The sequence below is a fragment of the Ferrimonas lipolytica genome (assembly GCF_012295575.1).
Taxonomy (GTDB): Bacteria; Pseudomonadota; Gammaproteobacteria; order Enterobacterales; family Shewanellaceae; genus Ferrimonas; species Ferrimonas lipolytica.
Genome location: NZ_CP051180.1, coordinates 3,631,315 through 3,658,277, shown reverse-complemented (window position 1 = coordinate 3,658,277; position 26,963 = coordinate 3,631,315). Strand labels below are relative to the sequence as shown.

The 26,963-nt window shown below is 48.7% G+C and carries 25 protein-coding genes and 1 pseudogene; 10 read left to right on the top strand and 16 right to left on the bottom strand.

The window, feature by feature from the left end; translation table 11 throughout:
* Positions 1 to 195: 195 nt before the first annotated feature.
* The 5 genes from HER31_RS16570 to HER31_RS16550 all read right to left on the bottom strand — a co-directional run bounded on the left by HER31_RS16570 (position 196) and on the right by HER31_RS16550 (position 6,493).
* Complete coding sequence (locus HER31_RS16570) at positions 196 to 3,330, bottom strand: efflux RND transporter permease subunit (protein WP_168662275.1); 3,135 nt, start codon at positions 3,328 to 3,330, stop codon at positions 196 to 198.
* 10 nt (positions 3,331 to 3,340) lie between these two features.
* The gene (locus tag HER31_RS16565; RefSeq protein ID WP_168662273.1) at positions 3,341 to 4,942 is read right to left on the bottom strand and encodes an efflux RND transporter periplasmic adaptor subunit; all 1,602 of its coding nucleotides are present in this window, start codon (positions 4,940 to 4,942) and stop codon (positions 3,341 to 3,343) included.
* Between the two features lie 37 nt (positions 4,943 to 4,979).
* Positions 4,980 to 5,471, bottom strand: a complete 492-nt coding sequence (locus HER31_RS16560; RefSeq protein WP_168662272.1) for a heavy metal-binding domain-containing protein — start codon at positions 5,469 to 5,471, stop codon at positions 4,980 to 4,982.
* An 84-nt stretch (positions 5,472 to 5,555) separates the two neighbouring features.
* A complete protein-coding gene (locus tag HER31_RS16555) occupies positions 5,556 to 5,864 on the bottom strand; it encodes a hypothetical protein (protein WP_168662270.1) in 309 nt (102 codons plus the stop codon).
* A gap of 107 nt (positions 5,865 to 5,971) precedes the next feature.
* Positions 5,972 to 6,493, bottom strand: a complete 522-nt coding sequence (locus HER31_RS16550; RefSeq protein ID WP_168662267.1) for a chorismate--pyruvate lyase family protein — start codon at positions 6,491 to 6,493, stop codon at positions 5,972 to 5,974.
* A gap of 126 nt (positions 6,494 to 6,619) precedes the next feature.
* Between HER31_RS16550 and HER31_RS16545 the strand changes: the two genes are divergently transcribed.
* Positions 6,620 to 7,021, top strand: coding sequence for a flagellar basal body-associated protein FliL (locus HER31_RS16545; RefSeq protein WP_168662265.1), 402 nt, complete (start codon positions 6,620 to 6,622; stop codon positions 7,019 to 7,021).
* A 20-nt stretch (positions 7,022 to 7,041) separates the two neighbouring features.
* Here the strand turns inward: HER31_RS16545 and glpG are convergent, their stop codons facing one another.
* The 5 genes from glpG to HER31_RS16520 all read right to left on the bottom strand — a co-directional run bounded on the left by glpG (position 7,042) and on the right by HER31_RS16520 (position 11,299).
* Entirely contained in the window at positions 7,042 to 7,869 is an 828-nt protein-coding gene (gene glpG, locus HER31_RS16540) for a rhomboid family intramembrane serine protease GlpG (RefSeq protein WP_168662263.1), read from the bottom strand.
* Entirely contained in the window at positions 7,866 to 8,183 is a 318-nt protein-coding gene (gene glpE, locus HER31_RS16535; protein ID WP_168662261.1) for a thiosulfate sulfurtransferase GlpE, read from the bottom strand. Before glpE ends, glpG begins: the two co-directional genes overlap by 4 nt.
* A 97-nt stretch (positions 8,184 to 8,280) precedes the next feature.
* Entirely contained in the window at positions 8,281 to 9,306 is a 1,026-nt protein-coding gene (tdh, locus tag HER31_RS16530; protein ID WP_168662259.1) for an L-threonine 3-dehydrogenase, read from the bottom strand.
* An 8-nt stretch (positions 9,307 to 9,314) separates the two neighbouring features.
* Entirely contained in the window at positions 9,315 to 10,511 is a 1,197-nt protein-coding gene (locus HER31_RS16525) for a glycine C-acetyltransferase (protein ID WP_168662257.1), read from the bottom strand.
* Positions 10,512 to 10,648: 137 nt separating this feature from the next.
* Positions 10,649 to 11,299: a TetR/AcrR family transcriptional regulator gene (locus tag HER31_RS16520; RefSeq protein ID WP_168662255.1), complete on the bottom strand. Its 651-nt coding sequence runs from the start codon at positions 11,297 to 11,299 to the stop codon at positions 10,649 to 10,651.
* A 376-nt stretch (positions 11,300 to 11,675) separates the two neighbouring features.
* Between HER31_RS16520 and HER31_RS16515 the strand changes: the two genes are divergently transcribed.
* Positions 11,676 to 12,665, top strand: coding sequence for an NAD-dependent epimerase (locus tag HER31_RS16515; protein WP_168662253.1), 990 nt, complete (start codon positions 11,676 to 11,678; stop codon positions 12,663 to 12,665).
* Positions 12,666 to 12,719: 54 nt separating this feature from the next.
* Entirely contained in the window at positions 12,720 to 13,976 is a 1,257-nt protein-coding gene (gene waaA, locus HER31_RS16510) for a lipid IV(A) 3-deoxy-D-manno-octulosonic acid transferase (protein ID WP_168662251.1), read from the top strand.
* A gap of 48 nt (positions 13,977 to 14,024) precedes the next feature.
* Here the strand turns inward: waaA and HER31_RS16505 are convergent, their stop codons facing one another.
* Complete coding sequence (locus HER31_RS16505) at positions 14,025 to 14,738, bottom strand: 3-deoxy-D-manno-octulosonic acid kinase (RefSeq protein ID WP_168662249.1); 714 nt, start codon at positions 14,736 to 14,738, stop codon at positions 14,025 to 14,027.
* A gap of 136 nt (positions 14,739 to 14,874) precedes the next feature.
* On the opposite strand from HER31_RS16505, the gene HER31_RS16500 reads away from it, so the two are divergent.
* Both HER31_RS16500 and HER31_RS16495 read left to right on the top strand, forming a co-directional pair.
* Positions 14,875 to 15,927 carry a glycosyltransferase family 9 protein gene (locus HER31_RS16500; protein WP_168662247.1) on the top strand — a complete coding sequence of 351 codons (1,053 nt, stop codon included), beginning with the start codon at positions 14,875 to 14,877 and terminating at the stop codon, positions 15,925 to 15,927.
* Complete coding sequence (locus HER31_RS16495) at positions 15,917 to 16,699, top strand: lipopolysaccharide kinase InaA family protein (RefSeq protein WP_168662245.1); 783 nt, start codon at positions 15,917 to 15,919, stop codon at positions 16,697 to 16,699. Before HER31_RS16500 ends, HER31_RS16495 begins: the two co-directional genes overlap by 11 nt.
* Before the next feature lie 33 nt (positions 16,700 to 16,732).
* Here HER31_RS16495 and lpcA read toward each other — a convergent pair whose 3' ends face one another.
* Complete coding sequence (gene lpcA, locus HER31_RS16490) at positions 16,733 to 17,305, bottom strand: D-sedoheptulose 7-phosphate isomerase (RefSeq protein ID WP_168662243.1); 573 nt, start codon at positions 17,303 to 17,305, stop codon at positions 16,733 to 16,735.
* A gap of 75 nt (positions 17,306 to 17,380) precedes the next feature.
* Positions 17,381 to 18,412 (bottom strand): glycosyltransferase family 4 protein, encoded by a 1,032-nt coding sequence (locus HER31_RS16485; RefSeq protein ID WP_168662241.1) that lies wholly within the window; start codon positions 18,410 to 18,412, stop codon positions 17,381 to 17,383.
* 193 nt (positions 18,413 to 18,605) lie between these two features.
* Here HER31_RS16485 and HER31_RS16480 point away from each other — a divergent pair, with 193 nt between their 5' ends.
* Positions 18,606 to 19,703, top strand: coding sequence for a glycosyltransferase family 4 protein (locus tag HER31_RS16480; RefSeq protein WP_168662239.1), 1,098 nt, complete (start codon positions 18,606 to 18,608; stop codon positions 19,701 to 19,703).
* A 54-nt stretch (positions 19,704 to 19,757) separates the two neighbouring features.
* Positions 19,758 to 20,711 (top strand): annotated as a pseudogene (locus tag HER31_RS16475) (IS1595 family transposase).
* A 36-nt stretch (positions 20,712 to 20,747) separates the two neighbouring features.
* Here HER31_RS16475 and HER31_RS16470 read toward each other — a convergent pair.
* Positions 20,748 to 21,623: a glycosyltransferase family 2 protein gene (locus HER31_RS16470; RefSeq protein WP_238786855.1), complete on the bottom strand. Its 876-nt coding sequence runs from the start codon at positions 21,621 to 21,623 to the stop codon at positions 20,748 to 20,750.
* A gap of 193 nt (positions 21,624 to 21,816) precedes the next feature.
* Between HER31_RS16470 and HER31_RS16465 the strand changes: the two genes are divergently transcribed.
* Genes HER31_RS16465 through HER31_RS16455 form a run of 3 tightly spaced genes read left to right on the top strand, consistent with a single transcriptional unit; the run spans position 21,817 to position 24,881 of the window.
* Complete coding sequence (locus HER31_RS16465) at positions 21,817 to 22,959, top strand: glycosyltransferase family 4 protein (protein WP_168662237.1); 1,143 nt, start codon at positions 21,817 to 21,819, stop codon at positions 22,957 to 22,959.
* On the top strand, positions 22,956 to 24,047 hold the full coding sequence (locus HER31_RS16460) for a glycosyltransferase (RefSeq protein WP_168662235.1): 1,092 nt from the start codon (positions 22,956 to 22,958) through the stop codon (positions 24,045 to 24,047). Before HER31_RS16465 ends, HER31_RS16460 begins: the two co-directional genes overlap by 4 nt.
* A gap of 18 nt (positions 24,048 to 24,065) precedes the next feature.
* On the top strand, positions 24,066 to 24,881 hold the full coding sequence (locus HER31_RS16455) for a lipopolysaccharide kinase InaA family protein (protein ID WP_168662233.1): 816 nt from the start codon (positions 24,066 to 24,068) through the stop codon (positions 24,879 to 24,881).
* Positions 24,882 to 24,898: 17 nt separating this feature from the next.
* Here the strand turns inward: HER31_RS16455 and waaF are convergent, their stop codons facing one another.
* Both waaF and rfaD read right to left on the bottom strand, forming a co-directional pair.
* Positions 24,899 to 25,912: a lipopolysaccharide heptosyltransferase II gene (waaF, locus tag HER31_RS16450; RefSeq protein ID WP_168662231.1), complete on the bottom strand. Its 1,014-nt coding sequence runs from the start codon at positions 25,910 to 25,912 to the stop codon at positions 24,899 to 24,901.
* Positions 25,913 to 26,863: an ADP-glyceromanno-heptose 6-epimerase gene (gene rfaD, locus HER31_RS16445; RefSeq protein WP_168662229.1), complete on the bottom strand. Its 951-nt coding sequence runs from the start codon at positions 26,861 to 26,863 to the stop codon at positions 25,913 to 25,915.
* Between the last annotated feature and the right edge of the window lie 100 nt (positions 26,864 to 26,963).

The following is a 26,963-nucleotide window of genomic DNA, read 5'->3' as shown; positions in this document are numbered from 1 at the left end:
TAAGGGGTTATGTCGCGATGGCGACGGCACATTCTTGTATGCATTAGGGGGGAGCTCCGCCCCCATTTGGAGCCCCCCTTGCCTTAGGTCGCAGTCCAAAACGCTTCGCTGAACTGCTCCAATGCGGCAGAAGATCAATCGCGGTAGTGCTTTACCCTTTGTATCGCGACTCGCCTAGCCAGTGCGTTAACAGCCTTACTTATTGGCCAGCCCCTTGCCATACAGCAATAGGTAGACTGCAGGGATCACGAACAACGATAATAGTGGTGCAGTTATCATGCCTCCCACCATCGGCGCCGCGATCTTTTGCATCACCTCATTGCCCGTACCTGCGCCCCAAAGGATCGGCAGCAAGCCAAAGAAGATGGTCGCCACCGTCATCGCTTTGGGGCGGATCCGTTGCACCGCACCATCGAGCAGGGCCTCCCGTAGATCGTTACGATTATTGAGCTGCCCGAGCTGTGTGCGCCTATTAATGGCATTATTAAGATATACCTGCATTACTACCCCAAACTCGGCAGCAACCCCCGCCAGCGCGATCATGCCTACAGCAACGGCAACAGAAAGGTTTATCCCCATCTGCCAAAGCAGCCAAGCGCTGCCCACCAACGCAAACGGTAGACTCAGCATAATAACCAACGCCTGCGTCAATGAGTTGAAGGTCAGCATCAGCAGCAACAAAATCACCGCCAGCATCACTGGGATAACCAGCTCCAACTTTGCTTGTACCCGCTGCATATATTCATACTGACCAGCAAAGCTAATGCTGTAGCGCGGCGGCAAGCTCAGTTGTTGATCCAACGCTGCGCGTGCAGTGGTAATGTATTCACCGATCGAAACACCATCAATATCAACAAAGACCCACGAGATCAGCCGGCCATTCTCACTGGTCAGCATCGGCGCACCATCACGTAACGCTATCTCAGCCAGATTCTGCAACGGTACATACTTACCGGACGAGGTGAGCACCGGTAATTGATTCAATTTGTGCAGATCATCCCGCAGCTCCCGAGGATAACGAATATTGATAGGGTAGCGCTCCTGCCCCTGCACTGATTCCCCTACTGTCATGCCACCAATCGCCAACTGCACGACATCCTGCACTTGAGCTAAGGTCATGCCATATCGCGCCGCAGCGGTAAGATCAGGGTTGATATCTATATAACGGCCGCCTCCGGTTCTTTGCGCGAACGCCGAACGAGTACCTTCAATACGACTGACTATCGATTCAACTTCAGCTCCAATACGCTCAAGCTCCTGCACATTGGCACCGGAGATCTTAATCCCAACCGGAGTGCGTACCCCAGTAGAGAGCATATCGATGCGCGTTTTTATCGGTTGAACCCATGCGTTGGTTATCCCCGGCACCTTCACAGTGCGCTGCAGATCCGCAATCACGTCGTCGATGGTTCGGCCTTCACCCCACTCGCTTGTTGGGGTCAACATGATGGTGGTTTCCAGCATGGTTAATGGCGCTGGATCGGTTGCCGTATCGGCACGGCCAACCTTACCAAACACCCGCGCAACCTCTGGTACGGTCTTAATCAATCTGTCGGTTTGTTGCAGCAGCTCCGCCGCCTTGCCAGCACTTAATCCCGGTAAAGTGGTTGGCATATAAAGCAGATCCCCCTCTTCCAGCTCCGGCATAAACTCTGAACCAAGATTAGCGATGGGGTAATAAGCCGACACCATCGTCAGTAATGCCGCAGCAACGGTGATCTTAGGGAAGCGCAATACCAGTTTGAGACTCGGTTGATACAGACCAATGAGCAATCGACTCAGGGGATTATTACGCTCAGCGGGAATCTTGCCCCGAATGAAGTAACCCATCAGCACCGGAATAAGCGTTATCGCGAGTAAAGCAGACGCTGCCATGGCAAAGGTTTTGGTAAACGCCAACGGATGGAACAGCCTGCCCTCCTGCGCCTCTAATGCAAACACCGGCATAAAGCTCAAGGTAATGATCAACAAGCTGAAGAAGAGCGCTGGCCCAACCTCAATTGCCGCCGTTTCAATCAGCTTCCAATGGGCTTTCCCCTGGGGGGCGTGGCCATGTTGATCGCGATAATGTTCAAGGTGTTTATGGGCGTTCTCAACCATAACGATGGCCGCATCAACGACCGCACCAATGGCGATAGCAATTCCCCCTAAACTCATGATGTTGGCATTAACGCCGATCAACCGCATCGCAATAAAGCTGATTAAAATAGCCAACGGCAGTGAGATAACCGCAACTAAAGTTGAGCGGGCGTGTAATAAAAACAGTAAGCACACCAGCGCTACTACTGCCATCTCTTCGATCACCTTGGTTTTAAGGTTATCGACGGAGCGGAGGATCAACTGCGACCGATCATAGGTGATCCGCAGCTCGACCCCCGTCGGTAAGCCCGACTCAATCTCTGCCAGCTTGGTCTTAATGTTATCGATGGTAGTCAACGCATTCTCACCGAAGCGCATCACCACAATACCGCCGACCACTTCACCTTCGCCGTCGAGCTCTGCTATCCCGCGCCGTGCTGCAGGGCCGGTACGTAAGGTAGCGATATCTTTCATCAATACCGGAGTACCTGAGGCGGAGACGATCCCCAGTGGGATCTCGGCGAAATCGGCCAACGTTTGCCGATAGCCGGTAGAAGTGATCATGTACTCCGCCTCGGCCATCTCTATCACTGAGCCTCCAACGGCGGCATTGGCACTGGCAAGCGCATTCTTTACCGCCAACAGATCCAATTGGTAGAGCGCTAATTTATGCGGGTCCACCACAATCTGATAGGCCAGCTCTGTGCCGCCAACAGTCGCTACCTCCGACACCCCAGCGACACTTTGCAGCTCCAACTTCAAGAACCAGTCTTGCAACGATCGCAGCTGTGCCAGATCGTGCGAACCATTGGTATCAACCAAAGCGTATTGAAAAACCCAGCCCACTCCCGAAGCGTCTGGCCCAAGTGCCGGCGTAACTCCAGTGGGCAATTGCGATTGGGTCTGCGACAGGTACTCCAATACCCGTGAACGAGCCCAATAGATATCGGTACCGTCTTCAAAGATCACATACACAAATGAATCGCCAAACATCGAAAAGCCGCGCACAGTTTTGGCTCCGGGCACAGCAAGCATGGCGCTGGATAGCGGGTAGGTGATCTGATCCTCAACCAGTTGTGGCGCTTGGCCTGGATAAGCGGTTTTAACAATAACCTGTACATCCGACAGATCTGGTAACGCATCCAGCGGCGTGGTTCGCATTGCCTGCCAACCGAGTAGCCCAATCAAAGCAGTAAGCGCCAACACCAACATCCGTTGGCGTAACGAGGCGCGAATAATGGCAGCTAACATCCGTTACCTCCTAGTGGTTGTGGCCAGTATTGGCGCCGCTTAGACGACGTAAACTGCCCTGAATACTGGCTTCCGAGTCCAACAGGAACTGACCCGAAACCACCACCTTGTCACCAGCTTGCAACCCAGCCAACACCTCAGCCTTGCCTTGGCTAATCATGCCCAGTTTGACCGTTACCGATGTAAAACTTTGATCGTCCCGCTGCACCACAACTCGATTATCTCGACCGGTGAGGATCAACGCTTCGGTTGGTACGATAAGTAGGTCCCGACGCGCGCCACCATACAGTTCCACTTCAACCAACGAGCCAGGGCGGAGCACTTCGTCAGCATTATCCAGTTTGACCCGCACCTGCATTGCCCGAGTCACCGGATCAAGCTCGGGATAGATGTAATCGATTATTCCTTCTCGAGAAAATACCCCTTGTGAGGCGGCAGAAACATCCGCATAACGGCCAGCCTCCAACCACGACTGCTCGTTCTCGAAGACATCTGCTATCACCCACACCGTTGCTAGGTCTACCAGTTCAATCTGAGTGTCTCCCGGCTGAATGTACATGCCATCGCGCAAATTTAATTGGCTAACAACGCCATCGGCCGGGGCATAAAAAGGGACCCGATAGAGGCTTGATTTGGTTCGTTCTAGCCGCCTGACAAGCTGCTCATCTAATCCCAATAGTTGCAGCCGCAATCGCGCCTTTCGCAGCAACTCTTGCCCTTGTTCACCACTGCGTTTACTTAAATAATCAAGCGCTTGCAGGTAATCGTCTTGAGCAGTTACCAACTCTGGAGAATAGAGCTGATAGAGCAGGTCGCCTTTCTTCACTCGTTGGCCGACGTTGTGTACCTCCACCTGTTCGACCCAGCCGGTAACGCGAGTATGGATATGCGAGATCGCGTCTTGATTGTATTCAACTGTGCCCAAGGTTTTCAGGTAGCGCCACAATGTCCCATACTCAATCACTTCTGTACGCATCCCTAATGCCTGTTGCATCTGGCCAGAAACATTCACCTTTATCTCATCGCCTGCCGTACCACCAACCTGCACCGCCTCGAGGTCCATGCCGCATATAGGGCAAGTATCACCAGCCTCACCAACAACATGCGGATGCATCGGGCAAATATATTGAGTTACCGAGGCGGCCGTAGCAGCCGAGCTTTTGTCTGTTAGTGAATGCGGGAGGGTCGCCAAAGTTGATGCCGTTGTTGGCTGATGGTTATGACCTGCATGGACATCAAGCGCTGGGTTCGGCTCATTAATAAACATGTTACAGATGGGGCAACGGTCATTGAGCTCACCGGTCTGTTCTGGATGCATCGGGCAACGGTACGGCGCCGCTGGCTCTTTGCCAAGAAGTTGGTCCGCGGTTGTAGCTTGCTTTATCGCTGCAGCAGCTGGGTTAGGCTCATTGATAAACATATTACAGATGGGGCAACGGTCATTGAGCTCACCGGTCTGCTCTGGATGCATCGGGCACCGGTACGGCGCCGCTGGCTCGTTGGCGCTAGTCGCTGTTGTTGCTGCTGTTGTTGCTACCACGGCAACAGGCATCATCGTCCCTATGGCTAGCACTACGATGAGTATGCTCTTGAGCAAAATAGTTATATTCATAGTGTGACTCCCCCCGAAGTCGTTTTCGATTCCGGTGTTAGTGCTGGTGTGCGTGTTTTTGCTCTAACTTCATGCCGCATTTAGGGCACTCGTCATCCGCATTGCCAGTGACTTTCGAATGCATCGGGCAAGCGTGTGTCGCAGCAATTGGCTCTAGGTTCATACCACACTTTGGACAGGTATCGCCGGCCTTACCGGTGATCTTTGGGTTCATCGGACAGGCGTGAGTATCCACCCCCATATGCTGATGTTTCATCTTGCCTTGGTTTGGGCAGTTGTTGCAGCTTTCACCATGGGGACAGCGCTGGCCGTCGGCCTTAGTAGCCTCTAACTTCATGCCGCACTTGTTACAGTCGTCCCCGGCGTGACCGGTCACTTCAGGGTGCATAGGACAAGCATAAGATGCTGCAGTAGCCGCATGTTCAGCGTGCTGAGCATGGGAACTATTATGGTGCTGATGCTCACTGGCTTGAGTACCAAAGGACATCATTAAAACGGCCGCTAAGGCCAAGGAGTACAACTTATTCATGGATCTCTCCGTTATTGCGACGCGAGGCCGCCAAAAGCTCAGTCACAAGTGACTGCTGATAATTACTTTGGGGGTGTTACTGCACTAAACCGACGGAGGGGGGGAGTCAGGAAACAGGTAAACCGAAGTAAAAGAAAAATCAGAATGGCGAGCGGGGATCGCTTCAAATTGAGGTAGATCGGGCAGCAGCGGCATAATAGCGATTTGAGCTAAGCTGATAACATCACATTGACCACAATCACCAGAACAATATTGCGAACTGTCGTGGCAAGGTTCTGGGGTTGCAGCCATCGAATGGCAATCCATCTCAGCCATTGCCGCAGTGGCTGGAAGCTCAGCAATAATATGTACGCGCGCAACAGCACCCTGACAGAGCAGAGTAATGATCAGCATAATTAAACTGACTGTGCGCATCATTGCCTAATAATTAAAGTGTGTGATTTAAGTGTGGCGACAACTTCTGTCTTTGTCTAGTACATGACCAAACCGCTGTGATCCGACTAACGTAACCGTTGTTCGGCAACAGGAAGGAAAACTTCGTTTACACGCAAAGGCTTACCAGCCAAAGCAAAGTCACGACTGCGGCCCCACAGAGGGCTATTAGGCGCTTGCCCAAGCTCTGCAGCAAGTTGTGCTGGACGGCTATGGGCATCGTAGTGATTCACGGTTAACTGTCCAGCTCGCATCTGTTGGTGACTAAAAAGCACCTCACCGAGGGGTCGGTTTCCTAACGCGGTAAAGTCGACTTCAGTGTGATTAAGTGTGCTCAATGGGATCTCCGTTAAGGCATACACCCACGGAACCCCATCCAAACACAGTAGGACTTCACGCAGCCACAATGGGTCACCGCAACACCAACCCACCCCATCTTGTTGGGCCGGTTGTTGCCACTCGCCTAGCAGCGTCACCTCAAAACGACGACACAACGCCTTTAAGCGTAATGTCAGCGACGATTTATCAGTTAACCAATGGTCCATGTGCGATGGCGACATCGGTTGTTGAGCGAGTTCAACGGCAAACATAACCATCCTAAGCGAGCATATTGTGCCAATAGTAACAAAGCCCCAAAGCGGCTAAAAGAGTAGTCGTCAGCAGCACTGTTTTTCAGATAGTATGACAATGAAAATAAACTATTTTTTGGTGTGAAAATGAAATCCCGTCTGTGGCCGTTACTGCTGTTTATTGTTGCTTTTTCTACCCAAGCAGAAGAAACATCTCCAATCCAAGATAATTACGGTTACTACGGCCTAGAACCTGAGATCATTACCAATTACATCACTACCGGCCGTCAACTAGGCTACATCCGCGTAACCGTTGAGTTGATGCTAAAAGATGCGTCGACGATGGCGTTGGTAGAGCACCATGCACCGTTAATCCGTTCCACCATCATCGAAATACTGGGTGAACAACCGGCAGAAAAGATAAAATCCTTAGCCGGACGCGAGGAGATCCGCCGTCAATGCTACGACAAAATAACCACCCTACTAGAAGAAGAAACCGGTAAGGATCTGATCTCCAATCTGCTGTTTACCAAATACCTTTATAGCTAAGGTTGAGCCAAGTAACCGCCCTAATCTTTAGGGCGAGTTTGCAGCCACCATAGCCCCTGCACTATGCCAACAATCAATCCACCGAGGTGGGCGCCGTTGGCCATATTCATAAAGCCGCTAAAGCCCATAACCAACCACACTAACAACATCACTACATAGGGCTTAGGCAACGCTAGTGGCGAACTGGGATCGCGCCAGCCAATAATCCAGCAATAGCCAACTAAGGCGTAAACCACCCCAGATAAGCCGCCAAAGTTAGGCCCCGCCAACAGGTATTGCGCGATATTTGGTAGCGTCCCGGCAACCAATAGCAAAGTCAGCAAGGTACTAACGCCGTGATGACGTTCTACTTTGCCACCGAGCTGCCACCACCACAGTAAATTGAATACCACATGTGCAGCGCTAAAGTGGATCAAGCTTGGCGTAAACAACCGCCACCACTGACCGTTATCCAATCCAGACAAGGTTTCTGGGAAATGAGTTAGAGCGAAAATTGACTGCGCAAAACCAATATTCCAACCAATCCAAATCGCAACGCAAAGCGCCAATATCAGCAAGGTTAAAGGCCCAGCATTGGCTTTAATGGATTGAATGAAATCGCTGCGACCGTAGTTAAAACCAACCGCTTGATCACCACTGTGCCAAGAGGCCTCAAGGTAGCGATCGTGTTCTGGGTTCTCTACGAATCGCTCAAACTCAAGCAACGCCGCCTCAAAGTGCTGTTCATCAGTAACAACCGCATAACCGTTTTCGTCCGCTTGCAACTGCAGTGGTAACCCCTGGCCACGACAGTAATCAATCAAGGCCTGAGCAAGGCGCGGGTTTGCAAATGTCCCGACAATCTTCATGCGCTGGCAGAGGCTTGCTGTTTCGCCCAATCTTCAAAGCCACCGTTCAGGCTATAAACCTGCTCAAAGCCTTGCTCAACCAAATACTGGGCGGCATTCTGACTGCTAATACCGTGATAGCAGACCACCACAACCGGCTCGTCATACTCGCCTTCAAGCAGGAAGCGATCAACGTTGCCCTGGTGCAGGTTCAATGAGCCCGGAATATTGCCTGCGGCAAACACATCTGGTTGACGGATGTCGACAACCTGAACTAAAGACTGTTGTTGCAGCTGGGCAAATTGCGCCAGCGAGATACATTGATATTGGCTCATACAGTTATCCTTTAACGAGTATCAGCATTGTACGGTTTCCCGGCGAACAAGCACAAAAAAAGCGCCGATTAAGGCGCTTTAGAATAACGATTAGGGCTTAATCCCAGTTAAGGATAACCTTGCCCGACAGCCCAGATGCCATCGCATCAAAACCTTGCTGAAACTCATCAACTGGGAATTGATGAGTAATGATTGGGCTGATGTCTAAACCAGACTGCAACAAGCTCGCCATCTTGTACCAGGTTTCAAACATCTCACGACCATAGATCCCTTTGATCACCAGGCCTTTAAAGATCACCTGATTCCAATCAACCCCCATATCACCAGGTGGAATACCCAGCATGGCAATCTTACCGCCATGGTTCATGGTCGATAGCATTGAGTTAAATGCCGAAGGTACACCAGACATCTCGAGGCCAACGTCGAAGCCTTCGGTCATTCCCAGATCGGTCATCACCTCATTCAATGACTCGTTCATCACGTTAACCACCCGAGTGGCGCCCATCTTCTTAGCTAGGTCAAGCCGGTACTGGTTCACATCGGTGATCACCACATGACGGGCACCAACGTGCTTACAGACCGCTGCGGCCATAATGCCAATCGGGCCAGCGCCGGTGATCAACACATCCTCACCGACCAAATCAAATGACAGCGCCGTATGCACCGCATTACCAAATGGGTCGAAGATAGCCGCCATCTCATCGGAGATATCCGCTGGGATCTTAAAGGCATTAAAGGCAGGGAGAACCAAGTATTCGGCAAAGCTGCCTTGACGGTTAACACCAACCCCAACAGTATTGCGACATAGATGAGTCCGACCGGCACGGCAGTTACGGCAATGGCCACAAGTAATATGGCCTTCACCAGAAACTCGGTCGCCGACAGCAAAGCCACGTACCTCTTGGCCCACTGCCACCACTTCACCAACGTATTCGTGCCCCACGACCATCGGCACAGGAATGGTCTTTTGCGACCACTCATCCCAATGGTAGATGTGCATATCGGTGCCACAGATCGCCGTTTTGCGGATCTTAATCAGTAGATCGTTATGCCCCATCTCTGGCATAGGTACATCAACCTGCCAGATCCCCTTTTCTGGGTGAAGTTTGGAAAGTGCTTTCATGGGAATCCTTAAATAATGCCAAGCTCACGACCGATGCGAATAAAGGCTTCGATGGCGTAATCAATTTGTTCACTGCTGTGGGCGGCGGACATCTGCGTGCGGATGCGAGCTGCACCTTTTGGCACCACCGGGAAAGAGAAGCCGATAACGTAGATCCCTTCCGCCAGCAGGCGATTTGCGAATTCAGATGCCAAGGCAGCATCACCAATCATCACCGGAATAATGGCATGATCGGCACCGGCAAGTTCAAACCCAGCAGCGCTCATTTTGCTGCGGAACTGATTAGCGTTGTCCCATAATTTGGAACGTAGGGCATCACCGTCGGCCATCATATCGATAACACGAATAGAAGCGCTCACAATCGCCGGTGCCAATGAGTTGGAGAATAGGTATGGACGCGAACGCTGACGCAACCAATCAATCACCTCTTTCTTACCCGCAGTAAAGCCACCAGATGCGCCACCTAGAGCCTTACCCAAGGTACCGGTGATGATGTCAACGCGATCCATCACTTGGCAATACTCATGAGTACCCCGACCACCTTGACCAACAAAACCAACGGCGTGAGAGTCATCAACCATCACCAAGGCGCCGTATTTATCGGCTAAGTCGCAGATAGCAGCTAGGTTGGCGATAACTCCATCCATCGAGAATACGCCGTCGGTGGCAATCATGATGTTACGCGCACCAGCTTCCTTGGCTTGTTGCAGGCAGTGTTCAAGTTCGGCCATATCATTATTGGCGTAACGGAAGCGCTTAGCCTTACACAGGCGCACGCCATCAATAATAGAAGCGTGATTTAAGGCGTCGGAAATAATGGCATCTTCGGCACTAAGCAGAGTTTCAAATAGGCCTGCGTTGGCATCAAAACAAGAGGAGTAGAGGATGGTGTCTTCCGTACCTAGGAACTGTGACAACTTAGCTTCTAAGGTTTTGTGGTTATCTTGAGTACCACAAATAAACCGAACTGACGCCATACCAAAGCCGTGGCTATCCAGGCCACTGTGGGCGGCAGCGATCAGTTCTGGGTGGTTGGCTAGCCCAAGGTAGTTGTTGGCGCAAAAGTTAACTACCTGCTCACCAGACGTGACTTCAATAGAAGGCTGCTGCGCAGTAGTAATGATACGTTCCTGCTTGTACAGGCCATCGGCTTTAACGTCTTTTAGTTGTTGTTGTATCTGTTGATAAAAAGCTGAGGTCGACATGATGTTCCTTGTAACGTCTAGGGGACGAGAATGGGAATCATCATAGCGTTGCCATTGCCCCAATGCAGCAGCAAAGTGATAGCTGCCGCGGCTTTGGCTGTATCACTTTGCTTACTTTGTGAGGTAAAGCAGGTTAATTATTCAGCTTGAGGCTGGCTAATATCAGATGCTAAATCAGAGTAGTGGGCAACGATGCGGTCAAATTCAGGTTTGAATTGCGGCGTAATATAACCGTGGAACATAGCTAAGATCTGCACCACCCCCTGGTACACCATCGATTCAGTGATCGGCTTATCTAGGTTCTGGGTATACAGGTGACTGATCCAAAAGGTCACCACCATCTTAATGCCTTCCGCAAAAGGAGTAAGCATAGCGGGATCAATCTTCATCGCACCATGATCAATCATCTGCTGTAGATTCTCGATAGCGGTGTTCATTACCTGATGGTGCGACTTAAGGTAGCGCTTGTGCAGCTCCGGATCCCGGGCGAGAATGTCCGATAAACTGGCGTAAACAAAGCGGAAACGCCACATCCCTTGAAACATCTTATCAAGGTAATCCTGCATCAACCCTTCGGTTTGATTATCAGGCCCGTAAGCTGCCGACAAATACTCTTCATATTGATCAAAGATGGCACGGATAATCTGCTCTTTATTACGGAAGTAATAATACAAATTACCTGGGCTTATTCCTAAATGGGAAGCGATGTGGTTAGTGGTTATCGCACGCTCGCCATGTTCGTTAAACAGCTCGCAGGCAGCAGCAATTATGCGATCTTTGGTTTTCATCGATGGTCATCCTTGTCGCAAGCGAATCAAACGCTTACCACGCGCAAAAGGCGAAGTTGTTGGCTAAGTTCAAGCGACTAGGTTAGCACCGCCCTAGCCACAGTTTCCAGTTGTCGAGGTTTTACTGTCATTAACGGGCGAGATTGTATGCGGCTTGGCTATTAACAACTCACAAATTTTCGACATAACCCTTCAAACCTTAGGCCATTTACAGCAATAAACCCCATAACGCCAAATCAGTGCCAATATTTATGGTTTATCACTCACTTTGTCATCGCATCGATTCGGTATGGCGGAGTCATTGGGATACAATTACTCTTTTAGGTCTTGCAGCGTTTAAGTTGCACGATGGGTTACAGCACTTGGACAGATCATTATGAAAATCCTTGTTACCGGCGCTGCCGGCTTTATTGGCAACTTTGTTGCTGAACGCCTACTACAACAAGGCCACCAGGTTGTTGGATTAGATAACCTCAATGACTACTACGAAGTAAGCCTCAAAGAAGCGCGCTTAGCTCGGATTAACTCCCAACCTAACTTTGAATTTGTGCAGTTGGATCTAGCCGACAAAACCGGTATGGCCGAGTTGTTTGCGCAACACCAATTTCAACGTGTTGTTCACCTAGCCGCGCAAGCTGGGGTGCGTTACTCCATCGACAACCCGATGGCTTATCACGACTCGAATCTGACCGGCATGATGACCATCCTTGAAGGGTGTCGTCATAACAAGGTTGAGCATTTGGTCTACGCCAGCTCATCATCGGTCTATGGCATGAACAAAAAGGTGCCATTTGCGGAAAGCGACCGTGTTGACCATCCAATCAGCCTGTATGCCGCCACCAAAAAAGCCAATGAGCTTATGGCGCACTCATACAGCCACCTGTTCCAGATGCCAGTCACCGGCCTGCGCTTCTTCACCGTCTATGGCCCATGGGGCCGGCCTGATATGGCAGTGTTTAAGTTTGCTAAGAAGATCTTGGCTGGAGAGCAGATTGACGTCTATAACTACGGTGATCTTAGCCGCGACTTTACCTATATCGACGACATCGTCGAAGGGGTACTACGCACATTAGATAACGTGCCTACAGCCACTACCGGTAATGCCGCTTACGATAGCGAAGCAGGTACTCCATACGCGCTGTATAACATTGGTAATCATCAGCCAGTGAAGTTGCTCGACTTCATTCAATCACTAGAGAAAGCATTGGGGGTCAAGGCCAAGCTCAACATGATGCCAATGCAACCTGGTGACGTATACACCACCTACGCCGACACCGAACAGCTACAACAAGCTGTTGGCTTTAAACCAAGCACCAGCCTTGATGACGGGCTACAGCAATTTGCAGATTGGTACAAAGCGTTTTAACTGCTGGCCAAGCTCTACTATGATGCGGGTAATTAACTATTTTATTGCCCGCACATGAACCGAATCAGCTACAGCTTACTACTTCTACTACTCACCCCTCTGATCCTGCTCTATTTGGGCTATCGTGCGACAAAAAGCATCGATTATCGGGGTCGCATTGGTGAGCGTTTCAGCTTTGGCCTTCCTAAGCTAGACCAGCCAATTATTATCCACTGTGCGTCTATGGGCGAAACCCTCGCAGCGTTACCGTTGATTCAACGTTTACAGCAACAATACCCTACCTCACCGCTACTGGTAACCACCACTACTCCTACAGGCTCTGCTCAAGTAAAACAGCACCTTGGTACCAGCGTTTATCATTGTTATCTGCCACTCGACTTCAGCTGGGCAACGCGTCGTTTTGTGGCGAAACTAAAACCGAAAGCAGTGATCTTAATGGAAACCGAGCTGTGGCCAAATCTGGTGCATCACTGCTCACGCGCCAATGTGCCAGTGATTGTTGCCAATGCCCGCTTATCCGAGCGCTCTGCGGCAAGCTATCAAAAACTCACCAAAGTGGTGACGCCGATGTTGCAACAGCTAACGGCGGTAGCAGTACAACACGCCGATGACGGCAACCGCTTCGTCGACTTAGGACTAGCGGCGAATAAGATCACCGAATGCGGTAGTCTCAAATTTGATATTCATATTGATGCCACTGCTCGGCAGCAGGGATTGGATGCAGCTGAACAGCTTGGCAATCGTCCCAAGTGGATTGCAGCATCAACTCATCCGGGCGAGTTTGAACAAGCGCTTGCAGCTCATCAACAGCTATTATCTCAATACCCCGATCTGTTACTTATCATCGTGCCCCGTCACCCTGAACAGTTCGACCACGCTGCAGCACTGGCACAAAAAGCAGAGTTCAAGATCCAACGTCGCAGTGAAACCTTGGTGGTAGATAACAGTACTCAGGTGCTGATTGGCGACACCATGGGAGAGCTAAAAACCCTCTACGGTGCAAGTGATATTGCCTTTGTCGGCGGTAGCATGATCGAACGTGGTGGCCACAACCCTTTAGAGCCTGCGGCCTTTGGTAAGCCAGTCTTAATGGGACCGCACTATTATAACTTTCAACAGATTGGTGACGCACTAAAGGCACAAGGGGTGATGAGCACCGTCGATACCGTGGAGGCACTGCAGCTGCAAGTCGACGACTTGATTCAATGTAAAACCGCTCGGGAAGGGATCGCTGCACTAGCACTGGAGTTTGTAGCGCAAAATAGCGGCGCAACCGATAGACAGCTTGAAGTGATTCAAGCCGCTATCTAACCCATTAGAAATTATGGATTGCTGTGGTGACGATTATGGCGAAAATCATCACACAAGCTCAGCTTGGTAACCTTTAAGCAAATGTTGCCAATCACTCTCTTGCCAGTGGATCCCTTTAACTCGCAACGCTTCCTTTTGCAGGGAGCGTTGCAACCGAGCTAGGTTAGCCTGTTGCCACTTTTCGTCTGGGATCCGTAGCTTGCCTTGATCGAAATCGATCAAGTAGAACTGCTGCTCATTAAGAAGGATATTGCGAGCATTAAGATCCGCATGGAATACGCCTTTGTTATGGAAGCGTGCGATAACCCTGCCGAGCTCTTGCCAACGCTCTGAGGTCAGAGGTGCAGTTTTCAATGCCCCAACCAGATCGTTGCAACCCATCAAGCGCTCAGTGATCAAGTCAGCACGGTAGCTAAAACCTTGGCGATCGAGCTTAGCAGCAATCGGTTTACACACTGGCAACTCCAATGCCACCATCTGTTCCAGTAGCATCAGTTCTTTATAGGCACGAGTCGTTTCTAAGCCCGACCACAGGTACACATCTTCAATAACTTTACCCGGCAAACCACCACGGTAGTAATGCCTCAACACGTACTGGCCACCATCAATGGCGAGGAAGTTGGCCGGTTTACGACCACTAGCATCCGAACTGCCGACGATCTTACCATTGCGCTTAAGCCAATCTCGGTCAAACCATTCAAGTTTTGCAGGGCTACCATCAGCCAAAATTAGGGTGGCATCTGAGTGCTCGGAAATGTGCATTGGTGATCCTGTAACGCGGGGCTAAAGTGCGGGAAATTGTCGTCATTGTGGCGTTAGCCTAGCGCGAACGCAATACACTTGGTGTGTTGCACAAATTTAATTACACTTGCGCCATCACGTTATAAGAAACCTCAGCATGTCGATTCCAGCCAATCCCAGCTCCATCTGTATTATGCGCCTCTCTGCCATTGGCGATGTTTGTCACGCGGTGGCGATGGTACAGGCAATACAACGCCGACATCCTCAAGCCCAAATCACCTGGATTATCGGCAAGGTCGAGGCCCAGTTATTGGCAGGTCTAGATGGCGTTGAACTGGTTGTGTTTGATAAACGACTTGGCTGGAAAGGTTATAAGGTGCTTTGGCAACAATTGAAAGGAAAGCGATATGACGTGTTGTTGCACATGCAGGTGGCACTGCGAGCATCTATTGCGACGCTCGGCATTAAGGCCAATGTGAAGGTTGGCTTCGATAAAGCGCGCGCTAAAGAAGGGCAGTGGCTGTTTACCAATCATCAGATCCAGCCCCAGCTTCAGCCACACGTACTCGATGGCTTTATGAACTTTGCCCGCGAATTGGATGTGGAACCTACGACTCCAAGCTGGAATATGCCACTTTCCGCAGAGGATTTGGTGTTTGCCGAGCAGCAAATTACTACTGAGACGCCGACGTTAATCATCTGCCCTGCCGCCAGCAAAGCTGAACGTAACTGGTTGCCGGAGCGCTATGCCGCCATCGCTGATTTTGCCAGCTCACAAGGCCTGCAAGTATTACTTTGTGGTGGCCCGACCAAGAGCGAACAACAACTAGCTAAGCAGATCTGCAATCACAGTAACGTTAACATCAACAATATGGTGGGGCAGACCACGCTAAAGCAGTTATTAGCGCTGTTAAAGTCTGCTTCGATGGTATTGGCACCAGATACCGGTCCGGCGCATATGGCAACCACCCAAGGTACACCAGTAATCGGCCTTTACGCCCATTCAAATCCACTACGCACTGGGCCTTATCTATCTCAACAATTCATCATTAGTTGTTACCAACAGCACATTGAAAAACAGCAAAATAAACCACTAAAACAAATCACATTTGGTGCCAGAGCTAAAGGAAATAACTTAATGGATTCATTAAAGGTTTCTGATGTTAAATATATTCTAGAAAAGATGGTAAAATATAAAAATGAAGAATAACAACCTTAAATTTTTTAAAAAAGATAGCTGGCACGTATGGTATGACGTGTCTATAGCCGACTCCATACCTAGTTTATTATTAAATTTATCAGGACAACATATGGTCGAGCCTGACATGATCATTAAAAATGATAATTTAAAAACCATTTTTCGACATCAAAGTAATATAAATTTAATTATAAAGCATCAAAAATATATAAAATTAAAATATCTTATTAGGGCAAATCTTAATAAAAACAAAAAATTAACAGTAAAGAACGAAGGTATGTTGAGGACAGAATGGGCTAACAATCTACATTTACAATCTAAAGGTATACCAATTGCAAAACCTATAGCTTTTGTAGAGAAAAAAACTGCTGGAATAATAACTGAACAAGCTTATATTGCTGAAGAGATAAAAACCATAGCTAATATAAAAAATTATAACCAAAGCATATATAATGACAATTTTCTTCAGCAACTAGCAACTCTATCTAAAAAAATGCACTCACTAGGTATTTACCATTTGGATTTTCACCCCGGAAATATAATAACAAATAAATTTGGAATTAATTTAATCGATAATGAAAGTATTTACCAGTCATCTAAACCGAATACAGAGATACTTGCTCTTATGCTCGGGATGGTTATTACCGACAAAAAAGATAAAGTCCGCTCTGAATATTTCTGGCAAATTTGCAAATCAACAATTAATATAGACGAAAAATATAAGAGCATATTTGTTTCTTCGTCATGTAAAAAATCAAGAAAAAAAATAAAAAATAAATATTAAAGGTAGTTAACTACCTTTAATATTTTTTAACTTTCACATCATTTTCTTTTCAATTAACATAATTAAAATATGAATTACCTTGATGTGGATTTCTTGAATGCGGTCGGCGTAGCCAAAGTGAGGAACTCGGATTTCAACATCAGCAATATCGGCCATCTTACCGCCGTCTTTACCTGTTAACACTACAGTTTTCATGCCTTGGGCTTTAGCTGCATCAATGGCATTTAAGATGTTTTGTGAATTGCCGCTGGTACTGATCCCAAACATCACATCGCCATCACGGCCGACCCCCTCGATGTAACGAGAAAATACGTGGTCGTAGCCAAAGTCATTACTAACGCAAGATAGGTGGCTAGGATCAGAGATGGCGATAGCACCGTAGGCTGGGCGATTATCACGGTAGCGACCGGTCAGTTCTTCAGCAAAATGCATCGCATCGCAATGGGAGCCACCATTACCACAGGATAGTACTTTACCTTTCGCCTTCAACGAAGCAGCAATAGTTTCTGCCGCTGCTTCAATCTGAGCTAGTTGGTTATCGTCAGCCAGAAATCGATTAAGTACGTCAGCAGCTTCGCTGAGCTCTTGGCGGATTATTTGTTTCATTTAAGACATCCTGTGTGCGGGATTGCCGCAATCTATTGACCTCGAGCGTAAGGCTCGGTCACTAAAAATTTGTTGCTATGATAGCGTTTGATAAAGTTGATAATAACGCTGTTCTACACTTTCTGGCGTAAACTGTGTCAATTTTTGTGTCGCCCGTTGAACAATATCTTTGCTCAATTGCGGCGATTGCAGTAACTGCAACAACCCTTGTTGTAGGGCAATAACATCCCCAGCAGCAACCAATATCCCCGTCTTCTGATGCTCAATCATATCAGGAATACCGCCGGCATCACTGCCAATCACTGGGGTTTGATGTTGCCATGCTTCTAATATCGTAGAGCCTAAACCCTCATTCAACGATGGAAATAGCATCACTTCCATCGCAGCTAAATAGTGACCAATCTCATCCTGATGCCCCATAAACGTCACGTTCGACAAGCCGCTGGCTTGTTGTTGTAACGCTTGCTCATCAGCACCACTGCCAAACAATAAAAACTGCAGTTGTTGGTGACTCAGCTCAAGGTTACGAGCGACCTCTATAGTAAGCTGATACCCCTTGTGGTGAATCAGCTTGCCTACTTGGCCAATAATGGTTTTACCTGCAAACTGTTGTTTGATAGCGGCAACTTTGATTGGATCTGCAGCAAACTTGGAGTAACTGCTGGGAATAATCTGCGTTGGAATTTCTGCCGATAGCTTGGCAACTTGAGTTGCGATAGCGTTACTTAGGCACACTACCTTGGTCGCTTTAGCGTAACCGCGACGAGTTAATCGTTTATTTTTTAACGGATTATCAACTCGGCGCGTAATAATATAACGATTGCCATAAAGCGCATTCTGTAGCGCACACCAATAAACCGCTTTACCATCATGGGCATGCAGTAGTGCATCTCGAGGTAAGGTGCTGCCCAGCCAATGTCCCAATAGGTGGTGGTTGACATGGATAATCTCCACATCGAAACCAACAAGATGCTGATTCAACGGAGAGTCCGCTCGCAACACCATGGTCTGCTTAAGCTTACGCAGGCTAAGGGATTTAATGAGATTCAAGGTTTGGCGTTCACCACCACTGAACCCCTTCGCTAAATTGACGTGGCAAATGTGCATAGCTATCTGTATTTCATTCCGAATAAGCGAACATCAAGTTTACTCTGCTGCTTTAGCTGTGACTAAACTTTTTATCCTGATAAAAAATAATTACCTGGCGTAATTCGCAGCGTATCGATCCAGCCTCACGCTTGTTTGATGCCAGGCAGGTTATACTCTAGGCCAAACCGTAACCAACCCACTTTGAGGCCGTATGTCATTCAAATTACTCATTATCAGCTCCTACAAAGACACTTGGAACAGTGTTCGCCCTGAGGCTGAAATCTTCATCGGCATGGCTAAACTTGGGGTTGATATTACCTTGATGACTCAAGGAGACGCCGATTATGTACCGCGCTTTAAAGAGCACGGCATCAACATCATCGACTATCACCCAAAGAAGAAGTTTCAATGGAGTGCCATCAAGCGGATCCGAGCTGAACTCAAAAGCGGCGCTTACGATGCGGTGTATATGTTTAACAATCGGGCGATCACTAATGCGTTATTCGCAGCGATTGGCCTCTCCCCAAAGATGGTCAGTTACCGTGGCCAAACCGGCAACATTAGCCGTTGGGACCCAACCTGTTATTTAACTCACCTGCACCCACGCTTGGACGGGATCTTATGTGTCGCCAATGCGGTACGTGATGATCTACGTCAGCATGCCTATCTTGCTGATGAGCGCGTGGCTACCGTTTATAAAGGTCATGACTTAGCGTGGTATCAAGATACCCCAGCCGATCTCAGCCAGTTCGGTATTCCTAGCGACGCCTTTGTGTTTGGTTGCGTTGCCAACGCCAGACCACGTAAAGGCCTGCCAGTATTACTGGCAGCCAGCAAAGCGTTACCGGCTGACAGCAACATCCACATATTGCTGGTCGGCGGCGGTATGGATAGCGACGAAGTGCAACAGCAAATTGCAGCGAGCCCAATGGCAGAACGAATTCATTTGGCCGGCTTCCGAACTGACGCACCAGCACTTATCGCCGCATGTAATGCATCTGTATTACCTTCAACCAAACGTGAAGGGCTGCCAAAAACCGTTATTGAAGCGATGGTATATGAAGTAGCACCGATTGTTTCGGATACAGGGGGCAGTGCCGAATTAATTATTCACGGCGAAACTGGCTTGGTGGTTCCACCAAGTGATGCAGCAGCTTTGGCAGCGGCGATGACGACTTTGTGGCAACAACCGGAACGTACGATCACAATGGGCAAACGCGCCAAGCTGCATATCGAACACTCGTTTCATACCCGTCTATCTGCTAAACAAACTAAGTGCTATTTCGCCACTTTAATAGGCTGTGTTTGAGTTAACTGTTGAAAGTCTATACTTAGAGTGTCTCCGGCTTCGGAGGGCTCAGACATGAAACGGCATGATTTTGCAGAACTGCAGCATCACGTTGAGGAGTTGTCGCCCAGTCAGCGTGAACAACTCCTCAATCGTCTGCACTTTGACGGCTCTTCTGCCAGTAAATTTCTCATAGAAAATTATCCAGAAACTTGTCCTCACTGCCGCTCAGCCGAATTGCGCCCATGGGGGTTCAAGCCATGGCTTACCTCGACACCGTTGCAAAGAAAGACTGGGGTAAAGCCTTCAACCCACTAACAGGAACACCACTAGCTCACTTAAGGAAGAAAGAGCATTGGTTGGCATACGCGCAGTGTTTGATTGATGGATTTCCCATTCGGCGTTCAGCTAAAGAGTGCTAAGTGAATAAAAGCACTGCTTTTCTCTGGCGCCATAAATTTCTCAAGTTCATCGCCCATAAACAGCCTCGTCAAGAAAGCAGCATCGTCGAAGCTGACGAAACCTTCTTTTTGAAATCGAACAAAGGTCAAAGGGCGCTCACTAGAGCCGCTCGAGTCCGTGGCGGAGTGAGTAAAACTAAAGGTGGAGGCAGTGCGGACCAAGTCTCCGTACTTATTGTCCGAGATAGAGCAGGCCAAACTGCTGATTTTATGTTGAAAAAAACTCGATACTAGACACGTGGGAGCAGCACTAGGCACGGTGTTAGCAAGAGATGCTTGCCTATGTACAGACAGAGCATCTGTCTATTCGTCATATGCAAATAAAACAGGGATAAGGCATGAAACCATCAAAGCGTCTGGGTCACGGAGCCGCGGTCCGTTCCACATCCAAAATGTGAACGCTTACGACAGTCGCTTGAAAAGTTGAATAGCTCGATTTCAGGGCGTCGCGACCAAATACCTGCATAACTACTTGAGGTGGCAACGAATGTTAGAACGGTATCGGTACCAATTGGACCAAAGGCAGTGCCTTAAAGAAGTTGTTGGATGGGATGCAACAGCTAATTAAGACACAGCCTTTTAATAGGCAATAACAACTAGCAGATTAAGCCGTATTTTGTTGCGTATTATGGCTAACTTCTGCCACAACAAGGCCTGATTTAACTGATTTCGAGGCTTGTTGCTGCTTAACCCACAGACCGAAATATTTGTTAAATACGTAATGGCTTGATTGCACTGCTAACATAAAGCCGTGCTTGCCATCGGCGAAACCCAGCTGAAAGATATATTTGCGAATAAACATCCAGATACTGCTGCAAACGAGCCTCATGATTGATGTACGCCTCCCTCGAGCATGCATCTCTTCAGCCCAGTCATTGGCATAACGCAGTGATTTTCTCATGTATTCGTAATAGTTATCCGACGTGTAGTGCAACATATCGCCGTCTAAAGTTTTAACGTGATGTTCTGCTACCTCTATTTTTTCATGCACCATGGCATTGTTATATTGATAACTATCACGCGCATGCAAGCGTACTACCGCATCAGGATACCAGCCGCTGTGGCGAATAAACTTGCCAAAGAAGTCCGTTAAACGATTAATTCGATATGCCAATTGAGGATCATCATCGACTAATGCTGCCTCAATGGATTGGCGCAGTTCAGCGGTAACGATCTCGTCGGTATCCACCCACAAAATCCAATCAGCACTAACGAAGGTTTGTGCCTGCTGTCTTTGTGGGCCAAAACCGGGCCAATCTTGACTCTGATAAACCTTGGCACCCGCCTTGCGTGCCAGTTCAATAGTGTTATCGGTACTTCCACTGTCTAAAATAACCAGTTCATCGACCCAGTCGACACTTGCTAGACATTGGGAGAAACGAACACCCGCATTCTTAGTTATCATCACACAGGCTAATTTGGGGCGCCCCACCATTGCTCTGTTCTCCAGTTTATTATTGTTCATGGTGTTGGCTAACATTCTCGATCTTATAAGTGCAGAGTAGTGCTGCCTAGCTTGGTTTAAGCTAGTTAAATCAGTAAACTTGCGGCTTGCAGTTCGTGATTGATGTCCCCTTGCAACGGAACTCGTCGGAACTAGCCTATCATTCAAACCAGCGGCACTATCCCGTGTCACCCGCAACCCAGTCTAACTCCATGGTTATGAAAATTAGATGAAAATTGCTATTTCCCATATTCGACATGCCGATACTGGCGGTACCGAGCAGTTTTTAAACCAAATAGCTCATCAACTTGCCGTTGAAGGCCATCATGTGTCGATACTATGCCGAACTCATGCTAACGCTAGCCATCCTAACATTAAATTTGTTGCATTTAACAACTGGGCTCTAGGCCGAGGCCATCGCTTATGGCGATTTGCCAAAGACGTTGAACGTCATATAGGACAACACAGTTACGATGTAGTATTGGGGTTAGGGCGAACATGGTCGCAGGATATTATCCGTGTTGGCGGTGGCTTATATCGCGAACAGATTGGGCAGGGGCAAGGGAAGTCACGGTGGTGGCCCAAAGATATCATCGCACGCCTAATTGAAAAGCGCAGCTTCACCCCATCGAACTACCAACTGGTACTGGCCAACTCTGAACAAACTCGTCACTCATTGGCCAACGAATATCAGATCCCTACCGATAAAATGGTAACCATTCACAATGCGGTAGATATCAGTCGATTTAGTGACAGTATACGATCTGATGCTGGGTTAGCTTTGCGCCAACAATGTGGTTTTAGCGAATCAAACAATGTATTTCTCTTTCTCGGCTCGGGCTATCAACGCAAAGGGTTAGATAGATTACTGCCTGCATTTGCTGAGATAGCCAAAACAGACTCGAATGCCAGATTGATTGTGGTTGGCTTTGAAAGTAGCCAAGCCAGTTATCAGCGGTTGGCAGAAACGCTAAATATCGACCAACAGGTAACATTTTTAGGTGGCCGCAAAGACGTCGAAGTCTGCTACAACGCCGCGGATTGTTACGTTATGCCAACCCGTTTTGACGCCTTTGGTTATAGCGCGATTGAAGCCTTGGCTTGTGGCCTTCCGGTAATTATTACCGATAGTGCTGGCGCCGCTGAAGTGATGCCTAAGGCTCTTACTACCATAGTTAGCAACAATGAAGACACCATTCAAGCTGAACTGGTTACGGCGATGCAGCAACACAGCGGCAAAGCCAAACAAGTCCAATTCCGGCAGCAGGCAATTGCTGCAGCAGCAAATAACTCTATTCATGTGGTGATGCAGAAAAACATCGATCAGCTGTTACGCATCGCCGCAGCCAAAAAGCAGAAGGCCGCACAATGAAACTACTTTGGATTAGTCGCTACGTCGGTAACCTAAACGGTTATCGCCCAGAAGGTGAAATTCTTATCGACCTAAAAAAAGCGGGCGTCGATGTTACCTTCATGGGCCATGCGGATGACACCTATTTAGAGCGAATCACAAAACATGGGATCGCAGTTGTCGATTATCAAACCCCTGAAAGCAAATTAAGCTGGGATGCCATTAAGCAGATCCGGGCAGAGTTAAAACGCGGCAAGTACGATGTGGTTCACGCATTCCAAGGCAAAACCATCTCTGCAATGTTAATGGCCGCAATTGGCATCAAGGTGAAAACTGTCGCCTACCGCGGTCAAACGGGTAATATTTTCCGTCACGACCCAAGCAGTTACCTCACTATGTTAAGCCCACGCTTAGATGCTATTACCTGTGTAGCCCAAGCGATCGAAGATGATCTGCGTGTGCGCGTATGGAATCAAAACAACCCTAAAATCACCACTATTTACAAAGGTCATAACGTTGATTGGTATCAACGTCAACCGAAAGACCGCGCCAAAATGGGGATCCCAGAAGACGCCTTTGTTCTAGGTTTCTCTGCTAACGTTCGGCCTCGAAAAGGGATCCATGTGCTGATCGAAGCGGCCAATTATCTGCCAAAAGACGCCAACATTCACATCTTATTGATGGGGCACGGCACCGATGGCGATGATATCCGCCAATTGTGCGATGCTACTCATTTAGGCGCGAAGCTACACACATTGGGCTTCCGCAAAGACATCATAGAGCTTACCTCAATGTGTGATGCCACCACTCTGCCAACTACCAAACGAGAAGGCTTCTCTCGTTCTATCGTAGAATCACAATCGATGGAGATCCCTGCGGTTGTATCGGATACCGGTGGTAACGCCGAGATCGTCGCCGATGGCAAAACTGGCTTCGTTGTGCCACCAAGTGACGCTAAAGCGTTGGCCGAGGCTATTGAAAAGCTCTATAACGACCGAGAGATGTGCAAACAATTTGGCCGTAACTCACGCCAGCGCATAGCCACCCATTTTAACCATGACTTAACCGTAGAGCGTTACTTAGCGTTTTACCATGAGTTGATGGTTTAACTGCAGTAAGCAATGTAGATGCATTATCCCTTTAAGTACAGTGTCCAAAATTTGCACGAGTCCAATGATAACAATTGGACGTTATGGCTCGCCCCCTCAATTGCAGACCAACAAAAAGCGATATTCGAACAACTCAAGCAGCCCAGTTTAAGTGCCGATGAAGAGCTAAAACGTGAACCGCATAAACGCGTTATCCGGCTTGGTAATTCCGTAATAAAATGGCAGCGTTATCGAGACCCACGTCGTTTAATCAAAGCCAATGTACACGCCAACGAGCGCTTAACTCGTAAAGAGGGCGGGATACTACGGACAGAGTGGTTGAACAACCTTTACCTGCAAGAGGTAGGTGTCGCGATTCCTGCTCCAACTGGCTTTGCCGAGCAACGGCATCTTGGTTTGATTACAGCACAAGCGACAATTACCGAATACCTGCCTGACGTTTTGCGCTTGAAGGATCATATTGACGACATTGAGCTGATGGCAGAGAAAGAGCCATGGATGATTGAAGCGATCAATTTAGCGCGGCAGTTGCATGAACTGCGCCTTTACCACTTAGATTTCCATCATCAAAATATCTTGTTTCAAGGCCAGCAGCGTCTGCTCATCGACAATGAAAAGTTGCTTCATACTGAATCACCAAACGTAGCGTTGCACGCAGCAATGCTAGGACGATTAGGCTATGGATTAAGGTACGATCCCGCAGAGCAAAGCCGATATACGGAATTGGCACTTCCTGAAATCGATGTCTGCGCAGTGGAAACATTCCGCCTAGCATTACTGGGAAAAATTACTGGCAAGGTATTAACCGCTTTAGTCGAGCGCTCAGGCCTCTGAGCGCTACATTAAACAGACTAATCTATTGACTGCAGCACCTGTGTCACCGAGATTTCGGTTAAACAACGGTAGTGACCAAACGGGCATTCACGCTTAAAACAGGGGGCACAGTCGATTGGCTGAGAGACAACCACAGAATTGTCAGACAGCGGCGGAGTAAATTCGGGGCTGGAGGACCCATAGATGCCAATGGTTTTGGCGCCGGTCGCGGCGGCAACGTGCATTAAGCCCGAGTCATGGCTTACAACCGCTGTAGCAGCACCAAACAGATCGACAGTATCCACCAGAGCGGTTTTACCGCAAAGGTTGTGGATATCAGCGTGACCACTTACGGCGATCTCATCGCCCGCCGTGGCCTCCTTCGGAGAGCCAATAACCCACACTTGATAGCCTTGCTCAACCAATTGCTCCGCTAAGGCTTGATGGGATGTCATCGGCCATTGCTTAGCGGGCCCGTACTCCGCACCAGGGCAAATACAGACTACTGGCTTATCTAGCGTTAAGCCAAGCTTAGCCAAAGCCTGATCGCGATTAGCTTCATTAAGCTGTAGTTCTGGGTTAAGGATCTCGAATGGTTGTTCAGCGTCGCTGCGGCTCAACCCCAAGGAGATAAATCGCTTTACCGTCATATCAACAATCTTGCCGTCGATCTCTCGCGGTTTACGCTTACGCGCATCGGTTAGCATCCAACTGCGCAGCTCCCCAGAAAAGCCAACTCGGGTAGGGATCCCGGCGAAGAAGGGCGCTACCGCGGCTTTAAGCGCTCGAGGCAGAATCAACGCTTTATCATAACCGTTGCGCTTTAACTGCTGTCCTAGCTGGCGACGGCCTTTAAGGTCAAAATCACCATGCTTAAAAGGCAGATCGATCACCTCATTCACTTCAGCCATACGGCGTACCACTGGCAAAGAGAATGTTGGCGCAAGCACATCGATAATGGCTGCAGGATCATCTTGTTTAATGCGGCGCAACAGGCTGTGCGCCATCACCATGTCGCCAATCCAAGCTGGCCCGACTACCAGATATTTCATTTACGCGTCAGCCCGATTAAGCCACTGCATGTACTCAGACACACCTTCAGCAACGGTTTTGAATGGCTGGTCGTACCCCGCCGCTCGCAGGTTATCCATGCTCGCTTCGGTAAAGCTCTGGTAGCGACCTTTAAGGTGCTCAGGGAACTCAATGTATTCGATCTCACCTTTACCGTGGAAATCGATTACTGCTTCGGCCACGTGGCGGAAAGGTTCAGCTGCACCAGTACCTAAGTTGTATACCCCAGAAGCGGCTTTATCCTGCCATGCCCATAGGTTTACTGCGCACACGTCACCAACGTAAATAAAGTCACGGGTTTGGCCGCCAGGCTCATAGCCTTCATAGGCACCAAATAACTTCGGATTTTCGCCTTTATGCAGTTGGGTATTGAGGTGGTATGCAACGCTGGCCATCGAGCCTTTATGCTGCTCCCGTGGGCCGTATACGTTGAAGTAGCGAAAGCCCACTACCTGGCTTTTCGCCGTTGGTAGAATGCGACGCACGTATTGATCAAACTGGAATTTAGAGTAGCCATATACGTTCAGCGGCTTCTCATTTGCCCGGTCTTCCTTAAACACTGGGCCCATGCCGTATACCGACGCTGACGACGCGTACATAAACGGAATAGCGCGGTCTAAGCAATAATGTAGCAAGGTTTTGGAGTACTGATAGTTAACTTCCATCATGTACTTACCGTTCCATTCGGTGGTGGCAGAACACGCACCTTGGTGGAATACCGCATCGATTGGACCAAAGTCATGATCCGCTTTTACCATTGCCAAGAAATCGTCTTTATCAAGGTAATCAGCGATATCAAGATCCGCTAAGTTCACAAACTTAGTGCCATCTTCGAGATCGTCCACTACTAGGATGTCGGTACGCCCTTGAGCGTTGAGTGCTTTCACCAAGTTGCTGCCGATAAAGCCAGCGCCGCCAGTTACGATAATCATGATAAGTCGTCCAAATCGTTACAGAGTCATCACCCCTTTTAGCAGAGTAATGACAACAGAGCGTGAATACGCCTAATCCCGCCAGTATACCTCGTTGCTT